The sequence below is a fragment of the Mesorhizobium sp. WSM4816 genome (assembly GCF_055811535.1).
In genome coordinates this window covers 61574-85380 of sequence record NZ_JBVVQR010000015.1, presented here as the reverse complement: position 1 = coordinate 85380, position 23807 = coordinate 61574, and the positions used below count along the sequence as shown (strand labels likewise).

17 protein-coding genes and 3 pseudogenes are annotated in these 23807 nt (G+C 57.6%); 14 read left to right on the top strand and 6 right to left on the bottom strand.

Annotated features, from left to right (window positions below):
* Window positions 1-95: 95 nt before the first annotated feature.
* Window positions 96-398 (top strand): annotated as a pseudogene (locus AC0L3H_RS17735) (IS66 family transposase); the annotation flags it as partial.
* A gap of 516 nt (window positions 399-914) precedes the next feature.
* Here the strand turns inward: AC0L3H_RS17735 and AC0L3H_RS17730 are convergent.
* Both AC0L3H_RS17730 and virG read right to left on the bottom strand, forming a co-directional pair.
* A pseudogene (locus AC0L3H_RS17730) lies at window positions 915-1829 on the bottom strand (IS110 family RNA-guided transposase); the annotation flags it as partial.
* Between the two features lie 130 nt (window positions 1830-1959).
* Window positions 1960-2685 carry a two-component system response regulator VirG gene (gene virG / locus AC0L3H_RS17725; protein WP_473491958.1) on the bottom strand — a complete coding sequence of 242 codons (726 nt, stop codon included), beginning with the start codon at window positions 2683-2685 and terminating at the stop codon, window positions 1960-1962.
* 1053 nt (window positions 2686-3738) lie between these two features.
* Between virG and AC0L3H_RS17720 the strand changes: the two genes are divergently transcribed.
* From AC0L3H_RS17720 to virB11, 11 genes are read left to right on the top strand one after another with little or no spacing between them, the layout of a single operon-like run.
* Window positions 3739-4521 (top strand): type IV secretion system lytic transglycosylase VirB1, encoded by a 783-nt coding sequence (locus AC0L3H_RS17720; protein WP_473491957.1) that lies wholly within the window; start codon window positions 3739-3741, stop codon window positions 4519-4521.
* 14 nt (window positions 4522-4535) lie between these two features.
* A complete protein-coding gene (gene virB2 / locus AC0L3H_RS17715; protein ID WP_473586318.1) occupies window positions 4536-4901 on the top strand; it encodes a pilin major subunit VirB2 in 366 nt (121 codons plus the stop codon).
* The gene (locus AC0L3H_RS17710) at window positions 4901-5227 is read left to right on the top strand and encodes a type IV secretion system protein VirB3 (protein WP_473491954.1); all 327 of its coding nucleotides are present in this window, start codon (window positions 4901-4903) and stop codon (window positions 5225-5227) included. Before virB2 ends, AC0L3H_RS17710 begins: the two co-directional genes overlap by 1 nt.
* Complete coding sequence (virB4, locus tag AC0L3H_RS17705) at window positions 5227-7596, top strand: type IV secretion/conjugal transfer ATPase VirB4 (RefSeq protein WP_473491953.1); 2370 nt, start codon at window positions 5227-5229, stop codon at window positions 7594-7596. The genes AC0L3H_RS17710 and virB4 overlap by 1 nt, the downstream gene beginning before the upstream one ends.
* A 13-nt stretch (window positions 7597-7609) precedes the next feature.
* The gene (locus AC0L3H_RS17700) at window positions 7610-8293 is read left to right on the top strand and encodes a TrbJ/VirB5 family protein (RefSeq protein ID WP_473491952.1); all 684 of its coding nucleotides are present in this window, start codon (window positions 7610-7612) and stop codon (window positions 8291-8293) included.
* Between the two features lie 58 nt (window positions 8294-8351).
* Window positions 8352-9239 carry a type IV secretion system protein gene (locus AC0L3H_RS17695; protein WP_473491951.1) on the top strand — a complete coding sequence of 296 codons (888 nt, stop codon included), beginning with the start codon at window positions 8352-8354 and terminating at the stop codon, window positions 9237-9239.
* A gap of 23 nt (window positions 9240-9262) precedes the next feature.
* On the top strand, window positions 9263-9421 hold the full coding sequence (locus tag AC0L3H_RS17690; RefSeq protein ID WP_473491950.1) for a type IV secretion system lipoprotein VirB7: 159 nt from the start codon (window positions 9263-9265) through the stop codon (window positions 9419-9421).
* The gene (locus AC0L3H_RS17685) at window positions 9418-10131 is read left to right on the top strand and encodes a type IV secretion system protein VirB8 (RefSeq protein WP_473491949.1); all 714 of its coding nucleotides are present in this window, start codon (window positions 9418-9420) and stop codon (window positions 10129-10131) included. Before AC0L3H_RS17690 ends, AC0L3H_RS17685 begins: the two co-directional genes overlap by 4 nt.
* Window positions 10128-11009: a P-type conjugative transfer protein VirB9 gene (locus AC0L3H_RS17680; RefSeq protein WP_473491948.1), complete on the top strand. Its 882-nt coding sequence runs from the start codon at window positions 10128-10130 to the stop codon at window positions 11007-11009. The genes AC0L3H_RS17685 and AC0L3H_RS17680 overlap by 4 nt, the downstream gene beginning before the upstream one ends.
* Window positions 11006-12145 carry a type IV secretion system protein VirB10 gene (gene virB10, locus AC0L3H_RS17675; RefSeq protein ID WP_473491947.1) on the top strand — a complete coding sequence of 380 codons (1140 nt, stop codon included), beginning with the start codon at window positions 11006-11008 and terminating at the stop codon, window positions 12143-12145. The genes AC0L3H_RS17680 and virB10 overlap by 4 nt, the downstream gene beginning before the upstream one ends.
* The gene (gene virB11 / locus AC0L3H_RS17670; RefSeq protein ID WP_473491945.1) at window positions 12129-13169 is read left to right on the top strand and encodes a P-type DNA transfer ATPase VirB11; all 1041 of its coding nucleotides are present in this window, start codon (window positions 12129-12131) and stop codon (window positions 13167-13169) included. Before virB10 ends, virB11 begins: the two co-directional genes overlap by 17 nt.
* A 123-nt stretch (window positions 13170-13292) precedes the next feature.
* Here virB11 and AC0L3H_RS17665 read toward each other — a convergent pair whose 3' ends face one another.
* The 3 genes from AC0L3H_RS17665 to AC0L3H_RS17655 all read right to left on the bottom strand — a co-directional run bounded on the left by AC0L3H_RS17665 (window position 13293) and on the right by AC0L3H_RS17655 (window position 18952).
* Window positions 13293-15764: a two-component system VirA-like sensor kinase gene (locus AC0L3H_RS17665; protein ID WP_473586317.1), complete on the bottom strand. Its 2472-nt coding sequence runs from the start codon at window positions 15762-15764 to the stop codon at window positions 13293-13295.
* A gap of 243 nt (window positions 15765-16007) precedes the next feature.
* On the bottom strand, window positions 16008-16760 hold the full coding sequence (locus AC0L3H_RS17660; RefSeq protein WP_473491941.1) for a carbonic anhydrase: 753 nt from the start codon (window positions 16758-16760) through the stop codon (window positions 16008-16010).
* A 1037-nt stretch (window positions 16761-17797) separates the two neighbouring features.
* Window positions 17798-18952, bottom strand: a complete 1155-nt coding sequence (locus tag AC0L3H_RS17655; RefSeq protein ID WP_473586350.1) for a porin — start codon at window positions 18950-18952, stop codon at window positions 17798-17800.
* 895 nt (window positions 18953-19847) lie between these two features.
* Between AC0L3H_RS17655 and AC0L3H_RS17650 the strand changes: the two genes are divergently transcribed.
* Together AC0L3H_RS17650 and AC0L3H_RS17645 are read left to right on the top strand one after the other, a co-directional pair.
* A complete protein-coding gene (locus AC0L3H_RS17650; protein ID WP_473491940.1) occupies window positions 19848-20180 on the top strand; it encodes a hypothetical protein in 333 nt (110 codons plus the stop codon).
* Window positions 20177-21465 (top strand): annotated as a pseudogene (locus tag AC0L3H_RS17645) (type II toxin-antitoxin system HipA family toxin). The gene AC0L3H_RS17650 and the pseudogene AC0L3H_RS17645 overlap by 4 nt, the downstream one beginning before the upstream one ends.
* Window positions 21466-21934: 469 nt before the next feature.
* Here AC0L3H_RS17645 and AC0L3H_RS17640 read toward each other — a convergent pair.
* On the bottom strand, window positions 21935-23581 hold the full coding sequence (locus AC0L3H_RS17640) for an MFS transporter (RefSeq protein ID WP_473586316.1): 1647 nt from the start codon (window positions 23579-23581) through the stop codon (window positions 21935-21937).
* Window positions 23582-23807: the final 226 nt, after the last annotated feature.

The window sequence follows — 23807 nt, the reverse complement described above, 5'->3', positions numbered from 1 at the left end:
TTGGCGACGGAGAGGCTGATGCGATCTCCGGACCGGTAGCTCTCGCCGTAATTGATCAGGCTGGCACTGTTGGCAGGCGATTGTAGGCCTGGAACTCGCCGATCGCCGGCCAGGCGCTGAGACAATCGCCGACCTCAAGATCGAGGACGATATCCGCGGCCGATCGGCCAATGAACGCCGTGCGATGCGTCAGGAAAATAGCCGCGCTATTGTCGCCGATCTTGAACCTTGACTGCGCGAAAAGCTCGGGCTGATCAGTCAGAAGATCAAGCTCGCCGAGGCAATCCGCTACGCTCTCACGCTGGGAAGGCCTCTCGCGCTTCCTTGGCCGCATCGAGATCGACAGCAACACCGTCGAGCGCTCAATCCGTCCGATCGCGCTCAACCGCAATTATGCTCAGGCCCGGATTATGCGCAGTTTGTGTGCGCGACGTTCGGGATGCGAGCGGATGCCGGGCATCCCCCAGCAGGCCGGGCGACCGTAGGTTTACATAATCCTGATCTCCTCTGCGCGCCAACCGTAGAGGAGATCGTCATGAACCAAATCAAACTGCAGCCGGCGCCCCGTCAGTGGCTTGAGAACAGCCCGTTGGGCCATTCTCGGAGCGCTATCTTGAGCACCTGGGCCGTGCCCGCTATGCGCCCAGCACCGCACGTGTTTATCTGTGCTGCATTGCCCATTTCGCCCACTGGATCTCGACCGAACGGCTCGCGTTAGAGTCCACAGGCGAAGCCGCGCGAGTTCGGTTTATCAGCGAGCATCTTCCCGTCTGTGACTGCCCTTATCCGGCCCGTCGCTTGCCGCACGAACTCAGGGCGGCCATCACGCATTTGCTTGCAGTGCTGCGTGCCGAAGGCGCCATTCCCGCAGCTACCGCACACACCATACATGGCGGGGAATTGGCGGCATTCCTCCCGACCTTGGGCGGATGTCGATAGGTCCAGGCGCTCTCGACCAACATGTGGCGAACCCGACCGTTGCCTGCCTTTGTGATGCCGCCGCGCCGGACTGTCTCCCCGGTTGAGCGCTCGCCGGGGACCAGACCGAGATATCCCATGAGCTGGCGTGGGCTTTCGAACCGGCTGGCGTCGCCGACTTCGGTGACGAACGTCACGGCGACAATTAGGTCTACCCCACGCAATGTCTGAAGCGCCCACACGATCGGTGCCAGCGACCAGGCCGGGACGAACTCTTCGATCACACGCTCCAGCCGCTCGACCCGCTCTTTCGAGACGCGCACCGCCTCGACCATCTCCTGGAGTGCGATCTGATGCGCGGGATGATCGAACCTTTGTTCCTGAAGCCAGCGTAGATAGCGCATCGTCCAGCTCTTCTTTCGCGGATAGCTACGGCCGTGCTTGAGCATGAATGCGCTCACCTGCTGGCGATGGACCCGCAGCGTCTCGACCGCGGCCGCCCGCGCGCGAACAAGATCCCGTATGGACTCGTGCCCTTCGTCGGGAACCCACACCGCGGTCAGCTCGCCGGCGCGCAATAGCCGGGCAAGGGAAATGGCGTCTCGACGGTTCGTCTTCACCCGATCGCCGGGCTTCCTCGGTATCAATGATGGTGCAATCACGGTGCACTCGTGCCCGAGCGACCGGATCAGGCGATAAAGGCCGTACCCGGTCGGCCCAGCCTCATAGCAGAAATGCACGTAATCAAAGCGGCTGGCGATCCGGCCTATGACCCGCCGCATGCTAGTCGCCGACGCGTCGACCTCACCGAAGAACCGAACCTCTCCTTCCCGGCCTGCCTCCGCAATCGCAATAGCGTTCTTCAGCTTCGCAACATCGATTCCGACAAATGCTTCTCTATAATCCGCCACGGCTCGTCCTCCTGTGGTGAGGATCGGCTCGGCCCGCCGAGCAACCCTCGGACGCGCAGTGTAGGGCGAGCCACCTCATCGGCAGAGGCGGACATACGGTCTTGCGCTTGATTCTCCTGAATAGCTCCTGTCACGCGGCCAAGGTACCTCCGTAGCTAACGTCTACGTCAGCGTTGAAGAAGTACCCTGCACCACGGCATGTCTTGACTAGGCGAGGATTGGCCGCATCAACCTCCAGCTTTCGGCGCAAGCGCATGATTAGGACATCGATACTTCGATCGTACACCTCTTCTCCACGCACACGGCTCGCGAGCAAAAGCCGTTCTCTGGATAGTACGTTGCGGGGGTTCTCCAGAAATGCGATCAAGAGATTGAACTCACATGCGGTAAGCTTGACCTCGCCACGCTCCGCACAGATCAGTCGCCGCTGCTTCACGCTGAGCTTCCAGGCCCCAAAGCGAAATGAGCGCTGATCTCTGGTTCGCGGACTAGACATGCGCTCGCGTAGCGCTACTCGAATGCGGGCCAAGAATTCGCGCATCCCGAAAGGCTTGGGAATGAAATCGGTTGCGCCGAGCTCCAGTGCAACCACTTTTTCCGCCTCATCAAGCCGGTCGCCGCTGATCACTATAATAGGAACATCCGATTTTGTCGCCAGATTGCGGACAATCGCAAGTCCATCCTCCCGGCCTAGGTTAAGGTCAACAACCACGAGATCGACTGGCTCATGTGAAAGAACATGGTCAAACTGCTTGCTATCGTGGACTGCGGTTACCTTCAGGGCATGCATCGTGAGATACTCGGCGATGAGGCGCCGCATTGCGGCATCATCGTCAATGACAAGAACATGTTTCAACGGCACACCTTCAATCTTGTATCCCCTTGTCTAAACCTGTTGCCGAGCAACCCTGGGGCACCGACGCAGAACAGCTGCCCCTTAATACCACTCGCCGTTGCGTGCGGCTGGATCATCTCGACATCCTCCGGCTCGTGGATCCAGCTCGGACATGGTTGAGCAGCGCGGCGTTTAATTGATCGGAGAGGCGGTCGGCGGAAGAAGACCGTGATTCGCTGCAGCGGCCTTGTGCCAAATAGTAGGTCTCCTGCCAAGCCGGCTTCGTCCAAGGTGGCCGGCGGCCTCAAAATGCTGTTCGGGCGACCGGCAGGTCGCCGAACGTCCGGGCTAACATTTCTCGGTTACTGCAACTCCTCCATCTTGAGCGTGTCACTATGCTTGTCCATTGCGCCGTCGGACTCCGTCAATGACATGCGGTTTTCTGCCGATGGGACAGTGCATGATCCACCCGGTAGCGGCGCGGCCGAACAGCTGAACCAGGCTCGCACCAGGATGGGCTGCGCCGCCACGTCTTCCCAGTTGACCCTCGCCCCCGCGGATTTGCGCCTTCGAGCCAGCTTCGCGGACGAGCTCGCGGTCTCAAACAATGATCTGAGTGTGCAGGGCCGCGCATGGCTGTCTCTTAAAGCACGGCAGCATATCGGCAAAGTTGGGCTGCTTTAGCGCCTTCGTCGATTCCCCACGGTGATCCCTAGCCTGAAGAAACCCGCCAAGCTTCCCATTTTGTCCTTGGCTTAGCGATGACAGAAGATCCCATCACCATCCATGACGCCGAAGTCGCGGGCCACGGTCCAGGAGCAACGGACGGCCGGGACGAGCAATCCCGCACAGGAGTCATCGTACCAAGATGCTCCGGATGTCGCTGGCTGATCGGGCCCGCGCCAGCCCACGCATGCGCAAGCTGCTCACCTACGCTAACACGAACACGGTCTTTGTTTCAGTTGAAACCGAAAAGCTGAAATTGAACATCACAGAGTAACAGACCTCCCCGATAAGCGCGTGCCGGACAGGGGCAGAACTCGCCCGGCGGCTTGGAAAGGTAGGTGATAGGGAATGTTTATTGCAGCTTGGCCCCTGGCCATCGTCCTGTTGACATCCATGTCACTCCCAGCCGAGCCCGCGCCACTTTCTCCCCGTGAGTTCCACAGCCTGTCGCGCAAATGCGCTCCATGGGTTGCGCCGTCCACCCTCGCCGCGATTGCCAAGATTGAAAGTGGCTTTGAACCGCTGGTGGCTCATGACAACACCACAGGTGAGCAGCTTCGCTGGATAGATCACCTGGAAGCCACGCGAGGCATCAAGCACCGCCTCGAAGCACAACATTCTGTCGACGTTGGATTGATGCAGATAAACAGCAACAACTTTCCCATGCTCAATCTCACGCCGGAAAAGGCTTTCGAGCCCTGCGCCTCGCTTTCGGCTGCCGCCCACTTGCTTGAAAGCCGGTATGCCGGCGGCACGACTGCTCCGGCGCAGCAACTTGCGCTTCGCCGTGCCATCTCGGCCTATAACACGGGCGACGTCACGCGTGGCTTCACCAACGGTTATGTACGCAAGGTCGAGTCGGCCGCAAAGGACATCTCAAGTCTCCTTGAGCGAACGCTGGAGCCGACCGCTCAAGATGTGCCAGACCTTGAGGCAGCCGGTCCGAAAACCGTGCCCCCTCTGCTCGAACAGAGCCAACAGACCAATGAAAAGCAACCCGCACAAGATTCGTGGGACGTTTGGGGCTCCTATCAGCGAAACCGCTCCGGGGCCGATCCCTCCGGTCCGACAGGCAGCCAGGCTGCGGAAGAGCGGGAACCCTCGAACCCGAACAAACTCGTATTCGATTGAATCATGGAGATGCAATGATGAAGCCACTCAAAATACTTCGTACGTTTAAGACGCGTGTTCCTTCGCCTTTTTCCATGCTGCGCATGGCCGCTGAATATGTACCGGCCGCTGCTGCAGGCGCGGCGTGGACGGTCTTCTCCATCGGGCCAGCCGCGGCTCAGGTGACCGGAGGGACGGATCCCGCCAAGATGGTCCAGAATATCTGCACCTTCATACTTGGCCCCTTCGGACAATCACTGGCCGTGCTCGGACTCGTGGCCATCGGTATCTCTTGGATGTTCGGTCGTGCTTCACTTGGCCTGGTTGCGGGTGTCGTTGGAGGGATCGTCATCATGTTCGGCGCCAGCTTCCTGGGCAAGGCGCTCATAGGCGGTGGCTGATGAGCGACCGGTTGGAAGTGAGCACCCTCTATGTGGCGGCGACACGCCCCGCACTATTCCTGGGGGTGCCGCTGACGCTGGCCGGATTGCTCATGATGTTGGCCGGGCTCGTCATCATTATCCTTCAAAATCCACTCTACGAAATCGTGCTCGTGCCACTCTGGTTCGGAGCACGGCTGGTTGTTGAGCGTGACTATAACGCCGCAAGCGTCGCGCTTCTCTATTTGCAGACTGCCGGCAGAAGCGTGGACGGGCCGGTCTGGGGCGGCGCGAGCGTCAGCGCCAATCCGATCAGAGTGCCGAAACGCGGAAGAGGAATGGTGTAATGTTTGGCGCCAGTGGCAGGACCGAGAGATCTGGCGAGATCTACCTTCCGTATGTCGGTCATCTAAGCGATCAGGTTGTCCTTATGGAGGACGGATCGATCATGGCCATGGCACATGTGAACGGGCTGCCGTTTGATTTGGAAGACGCTGAGATGCGCAACTCGCGCTGCCGCGCGTTCAACACTCTCTTGCGCAACATCGCCGATGACAATGTCACGCTATACGCGCATCTTGTGCGGAACAACGATGTGCCGGAGCCGGCATCGCGCCAGTTTCAAAGTGCATTCGCTGGCAGTCTGAGCGAGGCCTATGAGAGCCGTGTGCTGTCGGGAAAGCTCTTTCGCAACGACCACTTCCTGACTGTCATCGTGTTCCCCCGCACCGCAATCGGCAAGATCGGCTGGCGCATTGCCAAATCCCCCAGATGGAATGACAACGATCTGGCCACACAAATGCGAAGCCTGGAAGACCTCTGGCAGATCATTGCTGGCTCACTCGGCGGTTACGGTCTGCGCCGGTTGGGTATTCGTGAGAAAGGCAACGTGCTCTTCACGGAAATTGGGGAGGCGCTTCGGCTGATAATGACTTGCCGGTTTCTTCCGGTTCCGATGGTTACCGGCTCACTTGGCGCCTCGATCTACACTGACCAGGTCATCTGCGGGAAACGGGCGCTTGAGATTCGAAGGCCCGGGGATAGCTCCGTGGGATCATTGTTTTCGTTCCGTGAATATCCGGCGACGACGCGGCCAGGCATGCTAAATCCCCTGCTGTCCGCCAACTTCCCGCTTGTCCTCAGCCAGAGCTTTTCCTTCCTCACTCGGCCACAAGCTCATGCGAAGCTTAGCCTTAAGTCCAGCCAGATGACGAGTGCCGGCGACAAGGCTCTCACCCAGATCAATGAACTTGCCGAAGCAGAGGACGCACTGGCAAGCAACGAGTTCGTCATGGGTTCGCATCATCTGAGCCTGTGCGTCTATGCCGACAGCCTCAATAGCCTTGCAGATCGCGCAGCAAATGCGCGCGCAAGGCTGGCCGACGCGGGCGCCGTAATCGTCCAAGAGGGTATCGGCATGGAGGCCGCGTACTGGTCCCAACTTCCGGGGAACAACAGGTGGCGCACGCGCCCCGGGGCGATCACCTCGTACAATTTTGCCGGGCTTGTCTCTTTTGAAAACTTCCCAAGCGGTTGCAGTTCCGGCCATTGGGGCAAAGCTGTTGCGCGCTTTCGCACAAACGGTGGAACTTCTTTCGACTACATCCCCCATGAGAATGACGTCGGCATGACGGCGATATTCGGGCCCGTCGGCAAAGGCAAGACGACGCTGATGACCTTTATCCTCGCGATGCTTGAACAAAGCGTGGTCGATCGCGATGGTGCCATCGTCTTTTTCGATAAGGACCGGGGTGGTGAACTGCTGGTGCGAGCCACGGGAGGGACATATCTAGCGTTGCGCAGAGGCGCTCCGAGCGGCTTGGCTCCTCTGCGTGGACTGGACAACACCTCCGCCTCGCTGGACTTTCTGCGCGAATGGTTGATGGCCCTAATCGAGAGTGACGGCCGTGGTCCGATCTCGCCGGAGGAAAGCCGTCGACTGGAACGTGGCATTGTTCGTCAACTTTCGTTCGAGCCCGTCATGCGCTCAATTGCGGGCCTGCGCGAATTCCTGCTGCACGGCCCCTCCGAGGGCGCAGGAGCGCGGCTGCAGCGGTGGTGTAGAGGGAATGCGCTTGGATGGGCCTTTGACGGCGATGTCGACGAAGTAAGGCTTGATGCCTCCATTACCGGCTTCGACATGACGCAGCTCCTGGAATTTGAGGAGGTCTGTGCGCCGGCCGCCGCATATCTTCTGCACCGCGTGGGCGCTGTTGTCGATGGCCGTCGGTTCGTCATGAGCTGCGACGAATTTCGCTTCTATCTGCTCAACCCACAGTTCTCGGCTGTTATCGACAAGTTCTTGCTCACCGTTCGCAAGAACAACGGGATGTTGATACTCGCAACGCAGCAGCCTGAACACGTGCTGGAATCGCCACTCGGAGCTAGTCTCGTTGCACAATGCATGACGAAGATTTTCTACCCATCACCGACGGCCGACCGGGCCGCGTATGTCGATGGCTTGAAGTGCACTACTCAGGAGTTCGAGGCAATCCGCCAGGGAATGGCAATTGGCAGCCGCAAGTTTTTGCTCAAGCGCGACAGCGGGAGTGTTGTTTGCGAATTCGACCTTGGCCAGATGCGCGAGTACGTAGCCGTGCTCTCGGGGCGGGCCAACACCGTGCGCTTTGCCGACCAGCTTCGTGACCAGTACGGAGATGCCCCAAGTGGGTGGCTCGATAAGTTCATGGCTCGTTACCACGAAGTTCAAGACTGACGGAGGAATATTCATGAGATTTGCTAAGCTTGCAGCAACGACGCTTGCTGCTTCCCTTCTGCTTCACGGACAGGCCAGGTCGCAATTTGTCGTCAGCGACCCTCTAACAGAAGCACAAGCGACCGCGACCGCGATTTCCACTGCGGCGATCCTTATAAAGTCAGCCGAGACGCTCGCTGCCACGATCGAAATGGTGGATATGCTAACGTCGTCATTCGGTGTCATGGGACTGTTGGGCGCACTGAACCAAGGAAATCACTACCCGTCGAGCAATAAGCTGGAGGGGCAGATGTTTGATGCTCGGGCGCCAGTTTCGACCATAGCGCGTAACATTGCGCAGGACCCAACTCGGATAGTCACCGGCACCGATGCAGAAGGGAAACTGTTAGAGAGGCAAATCGCTGGTGCCGCCAATGCCGCAGGTCTTGCAGCCGACACTCTGGACGTAATGGACAAGCGCCTTAAGGCCAACGACAACACGCTTGGTCAGCTTTCCAGCTCGAGAAATATTGTGCAGGCCACGGTGACCAACGGTCTGGTCCTAAAGCAGATTCACGATGCGATCATCCAAAATGTCCAGGCCACGAGTCTGCTGACAATGGCCACTGCACAAGGCAGCCTTCACGCCGTGGAGGAGGCCGCCACGCAGCGTCGCGAACGCCAGGACACCGCCAAGATGTTTAGCATCCTCCCGTAAACCACGCAGAGTTCATTCGGCTCAGCTGCGCTGATCAGGGACACATCAGGCTCACGCCATGCCTTTCAAAATTCACGCGCCATTCACGGCTATACACACGATCTTTCATCAGGCCTTTACGTTAGGGCTGCACAACGTGCTTGAAAAAATCCAAGAGGCGGTCAGCGCGCCTCTGGTTGCGTGTGTTACGCTTTGGATAATAATCCAAGGCTGTCTGGTCATGCGTGGTCAAGTCGATGCGCGCGGGGGTATCTCGCGCGTAATCATGGTATCGATTGTCGTTGGCCTTATCTTAGGCCAGGCCAACTACCAGCAGTACATTGAATCGGTCTTCGACGACACGATTCCAGAGCTTGCTCACCAGATCAGTGGCAGCGACTTGCCCTTCATCGGTATCCCCCAGAAGCTCGACATGATGTTTGCTTTGACTCAGTATAGCCTTCAGGTGATTGCTTCCGAAATTGGGCCTATGAATGGCCAGGACATACTTGCTTTCCAGGGAGCGGAATGGATTTTCTACGGCGCGCTGTGGACAGCGTTCGAGATCTATGATGCCGTCGGAATTCTGACGAAGGTGCTTTTGGCGATCGGCCCCCTGGTTCTTGTAGGCTATCTTTTTGATCACACTCGAGACATAGCTACCAAATGGATCGGCCAACTGCTCTCGTATGGGCTGCTGCTTCTCCTCCTCAACATCGTTGCAACGATAGTTATCGCTGCCGAAGCAGCCTCGCTGGGAGTCATGCTTTTGGTGATCAAAAACTCCGGTACGACAGCAGCCAAGATCATCGGGCTTTACGAACTCGACATGCTTTTCCTAGCTGGCGACGCTCTGATCGTCGCGCTTCCGGCGATCGCCAGCAGCATCGCCGGCGGCTCTTGGGCAGGTACGAACCAACTGCCTAGCAGCCTCACTCGCCCCCCTGCCAAAACGGCGGGTCGTTAATCAATCACTAGCGCGGTGCCAAAATGAAATATTGCCTAATTTTATCAATCCTAGCTTTGGCCGCCTGCAAGACAACCGATGGGCTTGCGACCTGTGCGGGTACGCCATTCCAACTGAACGTGGGACAATGGGAAATCACCCCTGAGGATCTTCAGGTCGATTGCGCGGAAGAGCCCAAGTGAAGTTTCCTGAACATGCCCTTCTGGTGGAGAGAGAAACGCTAGCCGCCCACTACAAGGAGGTGGAAGCGTTTCAAACGTCACGAGCGAAGTCTGCGCGGCGCCTGTCAAAGACCCTTATAGCCTTTGCGGCGGCGGCGGTCCTAGGAAACGTTGCGCAGGCATTTACCATCGCTGCCATGGTCCCGTTCACCAAGCTCGTGCCTGTGTTCCTTTGGGTACGGCCGGATGGGACAGTTGACAGCGAAGTGTCAGTCTCTCAACTGCCGGCAACCCAAGACCGGGCCGTCGTAAATGCTTCGCTGTGGGAATATGTACGCCTGCGCGAGGGCTACACAGCAGATACAGCCCAATACGGCTATGATCTCGTATCCAGTTTCAGCGCACCGGCTGTGCGACAGGAATATCAAGATTACTTCAACTATCCGAATCCCACCTCGCCGCAAGTCACGGTCGGCAAGCGCGGCAAGCTCGAGGTCGAGCACATTTCCTCAAATGACATCAGTCCGGACGTTCAACAGATCCGCTACAAACGCACTCTTATCGTTGATGGGCAGATGCCGATGGTGACCACCTGGACAGCAACCATCCGCTACGAGCGCTTGACGGGTCTGCCTGGGCAATCGAGGCTGACCAATCCGGGAGGACTACTCGTTACCTCCTATCAAGCCTCGGAAGATAGTGTATCAATCCCGGGGCCCGTACAGCCATGACAAAACGAGCGTTTCTCGCGCTGGCCTGTTCACTTTTCTTAACGATCGAGGCGTCCGCGGAAGACACACCACTTGCCGGCAAGCATGATGCGCGGATGCGCTACCTGGCTTACCGTCCCGACGAAGTGGTGCGTCTATCGACCGCAGTGGGGGCAACGCTGGTTGTCACATTCGCGACCAACGAGACCGTCGCAGCCGTGGCCGTTTCCAATAGCAAAGACCTGGCTGCGCTCCCGCGCGCCAACTATCTCTTTTTTAAGGCTAGCCGGATGCTCCCGCCGCAGCCGGTCATCGTGCTGGCCGAGAGTGAGTCCGGTACACGGAGATACGTATTCAGTATTTCAACGAGAGCGATGCCAAAACTCGATGAGCAGCAACCTGACCTATACTACAGTGTGCAGTTCACCTATCCTGCTGATGAGGCTGCTGCTCAGAGAAAGGAAGCAGAAAGGCGCTCGATTCTTGGTCAGGCCCGGGCGAAAGTGCTGCAAGAAGACAGAGTTCAGGATTTGTTGAATCGGCCCGCCGCAACTGCCAGTCCGGACGAAAGCAATTTCCACTACGTCGCAAAGGGCGACCGATCGCTGGCGCCGCTGGAAGTCTTCGATAATGGCTTTACGACCGTATTTGGATTCGCAAGCAATTCCCGCATACCCTCCCTCTACGTTATCAATCCCGACGGCAAGGAAGCCGCTGCCAACTACACAGTCAAAGGGGACTATGTTGAAGTATCCGCAGTCGCGCGGGAATGGCGTCTGAGAGATGGCAATACGGTCTTGTCCATTTTTAACAGGGCTTATGATCCTGTGGGACGAGCGCCAAAGACCGGTACAGTGAGACCCGATGTGTGGCGCGTTTTGAAAGGCTCGGGCCGATGAATGAAACCGGCCCACAGTCGGTACACGATGTCGATGCATCCAGATCGATCGTCTCGGAGCCGGCCCGCCGGCATCTATCGGGATCGCAGAAGTTGGCCGTCGCCGGTCTTGTTCTCATCTCATCTCTATCGCTCATCTGGCTCGGAGGTCGTCCCAGCACACAAGATGAACCACCTCAGCCAAAACCGCCAATTTTCCCCAACGCTGAGCCATACCGCCCTGTGCCAATCGAGATTGCTCCCGAACCTCCAGCACCCGTACAGGCGGCGCAGGCGGCAGATTCTGCGCCATCCACGCCGCCACCGGCGCCAGCTGATCCGCCGCCGGAGGAAACACCAATTTTCGCCTACAGTAGCAGCAGTCAAATGCCCGACGACGGTCAGCGGAGCGAAGACCACCATAAGGATGCTCCCGCGACCGAGGATGAGATTTCAATCGGTGGCGATCTGTCAGGGCGATTGAAGCCAGATATACAGGAGCCAAGCCGGGCTACACTTTTGCCGCACCCTGATCTAGTGATTACTCAAGGAACGATCATTCCCTGCATTTTGCAAACGGCAGTCGACACAAATTTACCGGGTTATGTGAAGTGCGTGTTACCTAAAGACGTCCGCGGCGCTACCAACAATGTCGTGCTCCTGGATCGCGGGACGACCGTGATTGGCGAGATCCAGCGCGGTCTCCAACAGGGGGATGCGCGTGTCTTCGTGCTGTGGACGCGCATCGAAACGCCTGACCATGCCCTCGTGTCGATAGCATCGCCGGGCGCTGACGAACTCGGCCGCTCCGGTATGCCTGGCACGGTGGATAATCACGTCTGGCAGCGCTTTGGCGGAGCAATGCTCATGAGCGTCCTTCAAGGCGCGTTTCAGGCGGCCGGTCAATATGCGGCTAGCTCTGGCGAAGGAAGCGGCATCAACAGCTTCCAGAGCAATGGTGGACAAGCCGTCGAGACGACACTGAGAGCGACGATCAATCTTCCGCCAACTCTGAAGAAAAACCAGGGAGATGCTGTATCCATCTTTGTGGCTCGGGACCTCGATTTCTCAGATGTATACGAACTTAGAGCGACCGCCGTGGCGCCAGCCCCCCAACATCGCGAACGCCGGAGAGACAAAAATGCGATCGGAGGCTGATCCTCAATTGCGTTTGCTTCTCGACCCCGTTCTGAAATGGCTTGAGGAGCCAAGGACCGAAGAGGTCGCTATCAACCGGCCTGGGGAAGCCTTTGTCCGACAGGCCGGCGTTTTCACGAAACATCCGCTACCGCTATCTTATGACGATCTGGAGGACATCGCGATCCTCGCTGGAGCGCTGCGCAAGCAAGATGTCGGACCGCAAAGCCCCCTCTGTGCGACTGAGCTGCCGAACGGAGAGCGGCTGCAGATCTGTTTGCCGCCCGCTGTTCCCTCAGGAACAATAAGCCTGACCATACGGCGTCCCTCAAGTCGTGTGACCGAGCTTAAGGAAGTTTCTTCTCGCTACGAATACTCGCGTTGGAATCAATGGCGGTCACGAAAGGAGCGCCAAGAGCGGCAGGACGAAACGATTCTTCAGCACTACGACCATGGTGACTTGGAGCAATTTTTGCGAGCGTGCGTTTGCGGGCGGCTCACGATGCTGCTTTGCGGACCTACTGGAAGCGGCAAAACGACAATGAGCAAGACTTTGATCAACGCTATACCCCCGCAAGAGAGACTGATAAGTATCGAGGACACGCTCGAACTTGCAATCCCGCATGAGAACCATGTCCGGTTACTCTATCCAAAAGACCAGGCAGGCATAGGTGCGGTGACGGCAGAGCAACTGTTGCAAGCCAGCTTGCGCATGCGCCCTGATCGAATATTGCTGGGTGAGATGCGCGACGATGCTGCATGGGCCTACCTCAGCGAAGTCGTCTCCGGCCATGCGGGATCAATATCAACGATTCACGGGGCAGATCCGGTCCAAGGCTTTAAAAAGCTCTTTTCACTCGTCAAGAGCAGCCCGCAAGGAGCCGCTGTGGAAGACCGCACGCTTCTTGACATGCTGTCGGCTGCCATTGACGTCATTGTACCGTTCCGTACCCAAGGCGAAGTATATGAGGTGGGAGAGGTATGGCTCGCCGCCGATGCCCGGCGACGGGGAGAGACAGTAGCCGACCTTCTTAACAAGCACTAAGGCTAGAACAACGTCTCGGGCTCGATAGGTCGATTGTGATGTGACGCGTCATTTTGTTCTGCTTCGATGCCTCTTTGACGGGCTTTCTCAGATTGCTTGGGTAGCCTGAGCGAGTCAGCGGCATCATGCCATCATCATTGTACGAATTGCATGCTCCATTGTCCTGGACGAGACCGGCTTCGCTAGCCAAAGGACGAAGGCCTGATTAGCAGATGTGACCGGCATGAGGTCGATTTCACCGATGACTATGACAGGCACCGTCATGAGGGTGGGGCATGCGGATTCTGCCTGTTCTCGCTCGAGGAAAGGCATTTTACCCAAGATCAGCAGGTCGGCTGCTTTCCCGCTCTCGATCCAGCCGCAAAGGCTTTCGAAGGTCGCGAAGCCGACCGGCTTATAACCCAGCGCGGCGATATTCTTCTTGTAGATCTCCAACTCTGCTGGGTCGGGCTCCACGACTGCAATGATTTCTCCGTTGCCAAGTGATCCGTCGTATGGGCCGACAGCGATGTCAGCGCTGACTGGCTCCTCCTCGGAGGCCGGTAAGTAGATATCAAAGCGGGTACCTCGGCCAACAGCCGAGGTGACGTCAAGGCATCCTGCGAGCGCGCTCACGTGCCTGTCAACCGCAGAAAGACCCAGCCCGGTCCCGCCGAGGCGAGAGCGGGTGGTAAAAAAGGGCTCAAAGACATGCGGAAGTATCGAACTTGCAATTCCCGGGCCATCGTCGCTGATGGAGAGGAGAACGTAGTGTCCAGGTCTCAAGGTGCCCCGAGCCAGTGGCTTTGTTTGGCACACTTGGGCGCGGGAAACGCTAATCTCGACACGGCCCTGGTTCAAGACAGCCTCCGACGCGTTCTTGCACAAATTCATAAGGATTTGCTGTATCTCGGTTGGGCTGCCCTCGACCACCGTTTGCCACTCATTGATCTTGAAATTCAACTGAACACCCGCACGAACTGTAACCCTCAGCAATGGCGCAAGATCCATAACAATCTCGGAGACGCTGATAGGCACTGCCACGCGCTTCCGGTTTCGGCTGAGTGACAAGATCTGGTCAACGATCAGCTTGGCTCGGTGTCCAGCTAAGATGATTTGGTCGATGTGGTTCCGAATCCTAGAGGGTCGACGCACCAGCCCTTGGGCAATCTCTGAATATCCGATTATTGCGCCTAAAATATTGTTGAATTCATGTGTGGCGCCGCTTGCGATCGTGCCGACGGTCCTCAGCCTTTCCACATGCTCCCATCGACTCACCAGAAGGTCGCGTTCGGCATTTACTCGTTGCATTTCAAGATGGTTGCTCAAACGCACAATGGCACTGGCAAGAACCCGCAGGTCGTCTGCTGAGGGGAGTGAGCGATCTCGTTCAAAAACAAGGATGCAAACCACAGCCTGCTGATCGGAGGCCCTGCAAGCAACAATTTGACAAACACCGGAAGTGCCTAGGGCGGTCCGAACCATTTCCGCCGCCGGAACGACGCGAAACACTGGTCGTCCGGCACGGACAAGTGAAACGACTTCATCAATAAGCGCGACGTTCCAGACGGGTATGCACGTGTTCGCCACAAAGCACTCAGTCTGCCTGCTGAGACTCGGATCCACCAGAGCAAGCGCGCATTGATGCGCATCGAAAACGCGTTGCACGACTCTAAGCGCTGCTTCGGTGGAAAAGCACGCCGAGGCGTTCTTTGCTTTGCTATCGTTGAAGAGAGATTCGATCTCACGCATTGCCTCTTCAAGCTGCAACCGCCTTTTCAGCCGGTTCATCCGCAGATGCTGCCTGGAGGACCGAATGATCGCAAACAAGCAGAGGCATATGGACAGCAAGCCAAAGAAAAATCGCGTACGCTGCGCTTGCGCGCTGGCTAAGCTGTAGCCTTTCAGATGCTCTCGCTCCAGTTCGGCGGCCCTGGAGGACGTGTCGAGGGATGCGATCTGATTGGCAGCTTGGTCCAACCTCCATAAACAAGACAGGAGACTGCGGAAAATGCCCAAAGCATCCGCGGCAGCCCGGGCCTGGCTCGGAGCAAATCGGTCGGGAGGCTGATCCATCTGTGATGCAAGGGTGAGCCCCGGTTCGGCCGAAAACGCGATCAGCTTAGACAGTGCAACTCTGCGCGACGATGCCCCCCCAAGGCGACCAAGCGAGCGAGCAAGATCTGCGAGACAGTTTTGCATAAGCTGATCTTGCTTGACCAAGGCTGAGACGGCAGCCTCTTTGTTTTCGATCGAGTTTATGAGCTGCGCGCGCAATCTGGATTGCCCGGAGCTCTCATCGGGCGAAGTCTCGGGAGGGCGTTGCAAGTTTTCACGATTCCTTTGCAATGCCTGTCCGGTAGAAGCAACCGATCGGGAGTCCAATACCATATCCGTCCGGGCGCGGGCGACGTCGCGCCGGAGCAATGCATCGTTGATCTGAATCGTTCGCAGTTGGCTTAGGATCGCGTCGTTGATCTGCGGGGGCTGCCCCTGCGTCCCGACCAAGAGCGCAATCGAGGCGGCTAGGGCGATTACAATTGCTTTGTCGGAACTGAGCCGTGTTTCCCAAGGAAACGGCGTTTGATCCGCGGTGCACGCCTTGCGAAGATCCAACCTGAAGTCCAGCTCGCCACGGGTTCGGTATGCGGCCGGATGCTGCTGGAATAGGAAAGCCACGCCTACCTCTCCCCTTATGAGGACGGTTCAACACCGTTGCCAAACTTGGTTTTGGCCCGCTTCCAGAACGAGAATGAGCGCCCAAAGGACCCCGCGATGCGGAGCACATCGTTGCGATCTTGGAAGCAGATGAATACAACGCGCACGCGATGCTTCGACCCCTCGCGGCTTCAGGGACCCTCAGCTGAAGCCCAGGATGAAGCGCCGATTGGGTGAACGGATAGGGCGCGCGTTCCGGGGATATAGCGAGGTAAATCGCTCGATGTCTGCTGGGTCGACCTCAACCGGTTCCGTCGCCACCATCCAGTCGACGTTTTCGGTGCATGGTGGTGTCGTCAAAGATCCTTCATATGTCCAGTAGCCAAGCGAAGCCGGCAGAAGCCCGTTCGGGTCGACGTCGTCGACCGCTGCCTCTTCGCCTGACGTTGCCGGAAATGCTGCAGCAAGCCTGGCAAAACTGGCATTTGTCGCGCCTGGCGTCAGAAACACGCCCAGCACACCCAGAGTATCGCTGTTGCGGTCCTTATGGACAAAATGCGCTTCAATCGGGAAACTCTTGCCTGCAACGTGGTGCTCGCTTGGCGCATGGAAATGGAACTGTAGCAGCTCATAGACACGATCCCCCAGAGTGAGCGTGCTGCCTTGCGGCAGGTTGATCTGAATGGTGTGGCCGTTGTTCACCATCCTGCCGCCGCCCTTGTGCCAGCCTATGGCGATATGCGGAATATCCGCTTTGACCGCGCCCCGGATATCGACCGGCGATTGCTGCATGCCCGCCGAGCAGACCAAATTTGTCTTGTCCAAATGCCCCCATTGTTCGGGTCCGACCAGGCCGGCATATCCCCATTCGGTGCTGGCCGCCCGCGCGGCTTCAGCGCAAATAGGACACGCGCCGAGTGCAACAAATCCTTTGATCAGATTACGACGGTGCATATTGCTTTGGCTCCTACTGAACACTTCAATTTAGCGCTGGCATGAGAAACTGCAGTCGCAGCTGTGATGTGGGCGACATCGTCGCAATTTGCGGCCGAACAGTTCGGTACGCCACCATCGCGGCTTCAGGTCGACCGACATAGGACATTCCCGCGCGCGGCCGTGCTCGCCGACCACATGCGGTTTGTAGCAGCTATTATCAGGTAGATAGTCCCAGCTATTGGCCGAATCCGTGCTCATTGTCTCCACGACCGCCGATTGCCGTTCGATTGCTGATCACATGGTCGACCTCACCGAACGCCTCGGCACCCGGGCCACACTGGACAAACTTCCATGCAACTACTCCGATGGCGCCCACCACGCCAAGTGACGCTTCATATTCATCATCGGACAGCCAGAGAAATCGATTGCTTCGATAAAGAACATCCACGACATGGATGCAATCACGCGCAATTTGCGGTGCTGCTGAGGACGCCGGCTCGATCCGCCATATCTCGGCGACAAATCACGCGCCGGAGAACTAGGCAAGGTTGCACCACCGTGGACTAAAGATCGAGCTTATGCTGTCACGCGTTCGATCAGGACCAAAGGCTTGCGCGCCTCTGGGCGGTCCGCTGCGACTCAGACACGGAGTAGTTCTTCAAGATGACCCAAAACAGAACAAGAATCTTACTGAACCGAACTAATTTTGCAATGACGGTCGCCGAAGATGATTCTGAACCACTGAGGAAACTTGACGAGTGCTTGGACGAAGCGTCCAGGCATTTCTCAGCCGTTCTTGCCGTGCCTCCGAAGCTCTCGATCTCGAGCGCTCATCGCAATGAGGGTAGCACAACAGGGATGCAGATGGGGCCGAGAGACATGTCTTGGACGAGTTATTCAGTGGCATTGCTAAGCGCTCTATGGAAGCCTCGCTGATCAGGCTATGAAGTCCGGCAACCAATGTCCGGGCATGATCGTCCGGGACCACATCTTGAACATCGTAAAGCCAGACACCGAGGCCTCCAGTCGGGCCTCCGACATTCAGATTCGCTTCGTTAGAACGAGCTTTGGAATCGCAGCACGCCGCCGAGGCTGTTCCTTTTGCCGACGTGAGCCGGGTTCGTTCCGGAACGGTCGACGGCAGCGAACTTGGCGTAATGGGCATAATCGACTTCGGCTGTGACTGTGAAACCTGGAATGACCATATAGGCGACGTTTGCAGCCAGTCCGGAGTTCCTGAGCTGATCACCCGAGACCTGAAGGTTGAACGAAGTTTTCTCGTTTAACGTGTAAGTGGCGCCCGTCCAGAAAGCCCAGTTGCCGCTCCAAATTTTGTAGAAGCCGCGACCGTGAGCGGCGAGCGCGTTGGTTGGGTCATCGTTGAGATTGCCAATGGAGCCATAGCCGAACATTCCGAATAGCGACAGGTCATCTGTGACATTGACATCGAGTCGGAGCTTGCCGGCCAAAGCTTCGTAGTCGCTGTCAGGAGCCATTACGCCGGTGATCGCGCCCCAGCCCTGCGTCTGTTTCACGCCGAAGACGACGTGCGGAACATAGCTGTCGATAGTACCGACTACACCCGACCCTTGTTCAAGTGAAACCAGAGCCGAAAAGCCATTATCGGCATCGAAGTAATACTGAGCCACGTTGGTATCGAAGTCGCCGTACGGAACGAGTACGTTATTGAGTACGTTTCCGGCGTAGCCTGTAAACGTGTCGAAGGCCGACTCGTCCTTGCCAACTCGGAGGCCACCAAGCTGGATCCAGGCGGAAGACAACTTGACGCCGCTGTTGAAGCTATAGTTGTGAGGGCTTTCCGGACCCGGATAAGCGTTGTGGTTGCCGAAGTTCACGCGAGTCTCAGTATAGGTCTTCAGTGCGCCTAGTTCGGTCTCCTGGCGCGTCCAAGTTTTGAACGTGAAACGCGTGTTGTTTCGCCAGGTGCCCTGAGCCTCGCCAGTTCTCACATCGGAGGTTCTTATCCCGTCATACGATCGGACATCGCTGAGGCCGACGTCGTAACGGATGTAGCCGCCGATGCGCACGCAGGTCTCGGTGTCGGGGATATGGAAGTAGCCCGAACCGTAGACGTCGCAGATATTGACATATTCGGTCGGACCCGGCGCGGAGACTTCGTCCGTCGCGCGAGCGACGGAAACGGAGATCAGGGCCGCAACTGAGCCGAGAAGAAGCCTGCTTACGTTCATTCTGGATCTCCAGTTCAAAGAATAAAAGGCGGACGCGTCAAAGGGCGAACCGGCGGCCTGTCCCAGGACCAAAAACATGTGCATCTCGCTCCTCTTTCGTACCTGAGGAATGCCCGATACTAAGTTGACTTGTGTAGTCCCGGTGTGAGTAAGTCAAGTTATACTTGTACATTTCTTTATAGCAGTTCGACTTATAGAAGAAACAACTGTGGTTGGCTATCAACTGCCCGAAGGAGGTGAGATTCGACTTCCGTCCGGATCCAAGAAAAGGCAAAATCGCCTGTTGCCCTGCCGCGCTTCCCACAAGCGTTCCTCATTCTTTCAGTACATCGGGGATTCAGCATTTCTGAACCAATATTCATCTCCGTTATTTGTGAGTTGGCCGTCGGCGTTCGATGCGGAGCAGCAAGCGACGTGCCATCCTGAAGAGGTAGCTCCGCGCTGACACTTAAATTGGCCGGCGCAACTTCGTCGCGCTCTTTTCTTTTTGCTTTTTGGGGGTCAGCTGAGCACCGAGCAGACGTTTTGGGACACGGTTCGTATGTTCGATATATGACACTTTCGTTCGATACCGACAGCACCTGTTTGCTGTGAAGCTCGGGTCGAGACAGCATGCGGCGGCGCCGCTCGGTACACGTCAGGCGGGAGCCTCGCTGCAGCGCACAACTGGATCGTGCCAAGGATGGCCCGTTTCGTTTTGCAGCGGCGCAATCGTTCACACCCCCGTGCGACTCACCTAGCGCCCATTGCGGATCGGATGGATGCATGCTCACGAGAGTAGTGTGGTGCAGGGCCACCGCCTTGTTCGGTCAAACAGGCCAACTCTCGACAGATCACGGCTTAGGTCTTATATAAGCGCCCTAGAGAGAGTTAAGGTCGTTTCTATGAGACAAAGATGCGCTCAACAGTGACAGATACATTGCCTCCCAGAGTCAAGAGGGCGCTTGGCAAGCTCGGCGCCGACATTGCGGTCGCCCGTAAGAAGCGCAGCCTGACCGTGATGATGATGGCGGAACGACTGGGTGTCGCAAAGAGCACCTATCTGAAGATCGAAAAAGGAGACCCGACCGTCGCTATGGGGGCCTACGCCATGACCTTTTTCGTTTTGGGCTTTGATGAGGCTTTGGCGCAGATCATCGACGCGCATCGCGATGAGCAAGGCCTGCTCCTCGACGCTGAACGTTTGCCCAAGAGGGTAAGGGTGCGGAAGCCACCGGGTGCAATATGAGACGTTCTATTGCTGTTCACATTGGCGAAGAAGCGATGCTACTGGGTACGTTGCGCTATGATCAGCAGGGTGCGCGCGAGAGCGCTGCCTTTGAATATGATGCAGGTTGGCTGAGAGCAGCGGAAGGCTTCTCGATCGAACCCAGTCTGCCACTCGTTACTGGCCCTCAATTCCATCGAAAGACCGGCGATGGATCCGTGTTCCACAACGCGATCGCGGACACGGAGCCGGACGGATGGGGCCGGCGTGTAATCCAGCGCGACCAGGCCAAGCGTCGCCAAGAGGCGCGCCGGGCGGGAAATGTCGCCGAAACGCGGCCTCTGAACGCGAAGGATTACCTCTTGGCAGTGGACGACATGAGCCGCATTGGTGCGCTCCGGTTGAAGGACGAAGAAGGGCGTTACCAAAGAACGACCGAGGAGGGTCGACGCACCACGCCGCCGCTCATTGAAATCGGTCAACTTCTCGCAGCCACGCACGCCGTCGAGACGAACACCGAGACGGCAACGGATCTCGCCTATTTGCGTGGACGTGGCACGTCCCTTGGGGGCCTTCGTCCGAAATGCTCTGTCGTCGACGATGACGGACGCCTCGCTATCGGTAAGTTTCCGAGCGTTGCCGATGATCGATCTGTCACAAAAGGCGAAGTGCTCGCTATGAATTTGGCCAGAAAAGCCGGCGTGGATGCTGCTGAGACACGTCTGCTCGACAGCGACGGCGCCCCTGTCGCGCTCATACGGCGTTTCGATAGGACTCCGAACGGCAATCGACTCATGTATATCTCGGCCGCCACGATGATCGGCGCAGAGTCAGGGGACGTTGGCGAGCATAGCTATACTGAACTTGTGGATGTGCTTCGTCAGCACGGCAGCCAGCGGCCAACATCGAAGAGCTTTGGCGGCGCATCGCGTTCTCGATCCTTATCACCAATGTCGAGGACCACCTCCACAATCACGGCTTTCTCCATGTGCATCACGGGCAATGGCGCCTGGCGCCTGCATTCGACATCAACCCGTTCCCTGAGCGCGTGCGAGAGCTGAAAACCTGGATATCCGAGGAAACTGGGCCCGAACCGACTGTCGACGCACTGATGTCGGTAATCGCTTATTTCCGGATCAGGAGTGATCGAGCGAAGACGATACTCGCAGAAGTCGAAAAGGCGGTCGCGTCATGGCGGGAGGAGGGGCGGGCGCTTGGGATGACCCCCCAAGAACTCGATAGCTTCACCGACGCGTTCGAACATCGGGAACGGCAAGCCGCCCAACGGCGCAGAAATGATCCCTAAAAGCTTGCCGTTTGCGGTTAAGATGGCGTCCTGCAAGGGCGTCAAGGCGACTGGTTCTCCGTTTCGCCTACCCTCACTCCATGTCCGGCGCCGAAAGGTCGAGCGCCAGCGCCGTCTTCGAACAGGCCTGGTTCCGGCTGGCCCAGCGCCAGCCGCTAACGAGTCAGATACTCTTCTGCCAGTCTCTGAGCCGCACAGCGCTGCTGAAGCGCACGTCGAACGTGATGCTGATCGGCTTGTGCGCAGGGCGACTACCAGCGCTCGAAACCCATACCCTCCTTCTTGCCGTCGCGCGCCGCATCGAAGATGGCCCAGAACGGACTGTTCCTGCCCCCGGCCTCGAGCCCCGCGGCGGCATGGGTATTCGCGAGAGAGCGCCGGACGCATAGGCTCCGCGTACTGGCGATGCGGCCTGCGCGCTGCTTGAAATCGACTGGCGCGGCAGAATGCGATCGCTTTCGTGATCACGTCACCTGGGAGGACGAGAAAAGATTGTTGAGGCACGGGTACGAGCTGCCTCAGTCGTTCGTTCGATCGACAGCACTGTGTGCGGAGGACGCTCTCCATCATGCAGTGCCAGGAGACGCTGGCCGATTTCCTTATCCGCTGCCGTGAGCCGATGATTCAGCCGCAGAAAATCCATCCAGGTTGGCGTGCGGAATGTCTCTGTCCAAATCGAAGGCTTTTGAAGATTTCGCTGCAGTGTCCAGTTTCGCGCACCGGCACGGCTCTGAACATGGCGCCTTGCGCGCATGTAGCCCAGAAAGGTCTCGATATTCTCCTCGGATATAAGATACTCGACCTTGACGACTATGGGGCCACTCCTGGGCTTCAACTCGAGTGCCAGCTCCGGCGCGTGAAAATCCGAACTTTCCTGATCCGTTTCTTCCCATGGACGGACTGGTAACAGTACTCCCGCAGCTGCAACCAGCAACAGAGCGCCTGCGGCGCCCTGCAAAGCCCAGGCTAAGGAGTAGTTCTGTGCGACAGTACCCCATATCCAGCTGCCTGCCGCCATCCCGCCTGCGCTAAAGGCGTAGTAGATCGATAGTGTGCGGCCGACGACCCACCTTGGGCTTGCCAGCTGCACCGACACGTCGATGCCCGTCCAGGTGATAAGCCAACCCGCGCCAGCAAGTGCCAGCGAAATGGCCGCTACAGCGACCGATGATGTGAGTGCAAGGGAAAGGCAACATGCTGCACAAGCAACGGAGGCGAACGATACCAGCCTGTTTTGAGACGTGATCCGCCTTAGAAAGCTATTGCTCATGCCCGCGACGAAAGCACCCATGCCGAAGCCCGCCAGCAGGATGCCGTAGACGATTGGGCCGCTTTTCAGCTGATCCCGGACGACTAAAGGGAGCAGCGCAAGGATGGAGATGCTTGCCAACCCGAAAAAGGTTGCACGGGCAATCGCTGCCCTGATCTCCAGGGACATTACGGTGAAGCGCACTCCGTCATGAATTGCCATCGTCATGCGCTCACGAGGGAGAGGTGACGTGCGAACATTCCATCTAGTGCGCCATATTGCGGTCAGCGGCGCCAGATCACTCAGCGCTGCCAACGCGAAAGCGGCCAGCGGTCCAAGAAATGCCAAGACCACGCCCCCCAAAGCCGGACCAACGCTGCGCACAATGTTGTATCCGACGGACATAAGCGTCACCGCAGCCGGGATGTCGCGCTTATGAAGAATATCGCCGACAGAAGCGTGCCAGGCCGGATCATTCAAGGCAAAGCCGCAGCCGGCCAGGAAACCTAATCCGAGAATTAGCCAGGGACCGGCAAATCCCAGACCCACAGAAATCATCAGCGTCGTTGATGCCAATGCTATCAGGCAGTGCCCCGCAAACATTACCCATCGGCGGCTGAAGTTGTCGGCAATGGCTCCGGCCAGGATTGAGAGGAAGAATACCGGCAACGTGGATGCGGCCTGCACGAGTGCAACCATCAGATCCGAAGCGGAAATCGTGGCCATCAGCCAACTGATGGCGACCGTTTGCACGAGCCACCCGAGGCTGGATATTTGTGTGGCCGTCCAGATCGAGCGAAACACCGGGTTCCGAAATGGAGCCAGCGTTGTTGAGACAGGCAGATGAGCATTTTTTTCGGACTGCATGACGGTTGATGCCTTCGGGGGGCCGGTTATTCAATTCACGGCTGCCACTACTGCTGTTACGATGTTGACCAATAAGGGCCGACATATCGAGGATGACTTCATCGCAATGAGGAGTTGGATACCTCCGCTCTCCTGGACTGGCGCCAACCACTCCTCGCCCAGCAAAGTAGCGTTGCCGATCGTCCTGCTCGAGAAATCGTCTGCAGGGTTTTCGATCTCGCGTCAT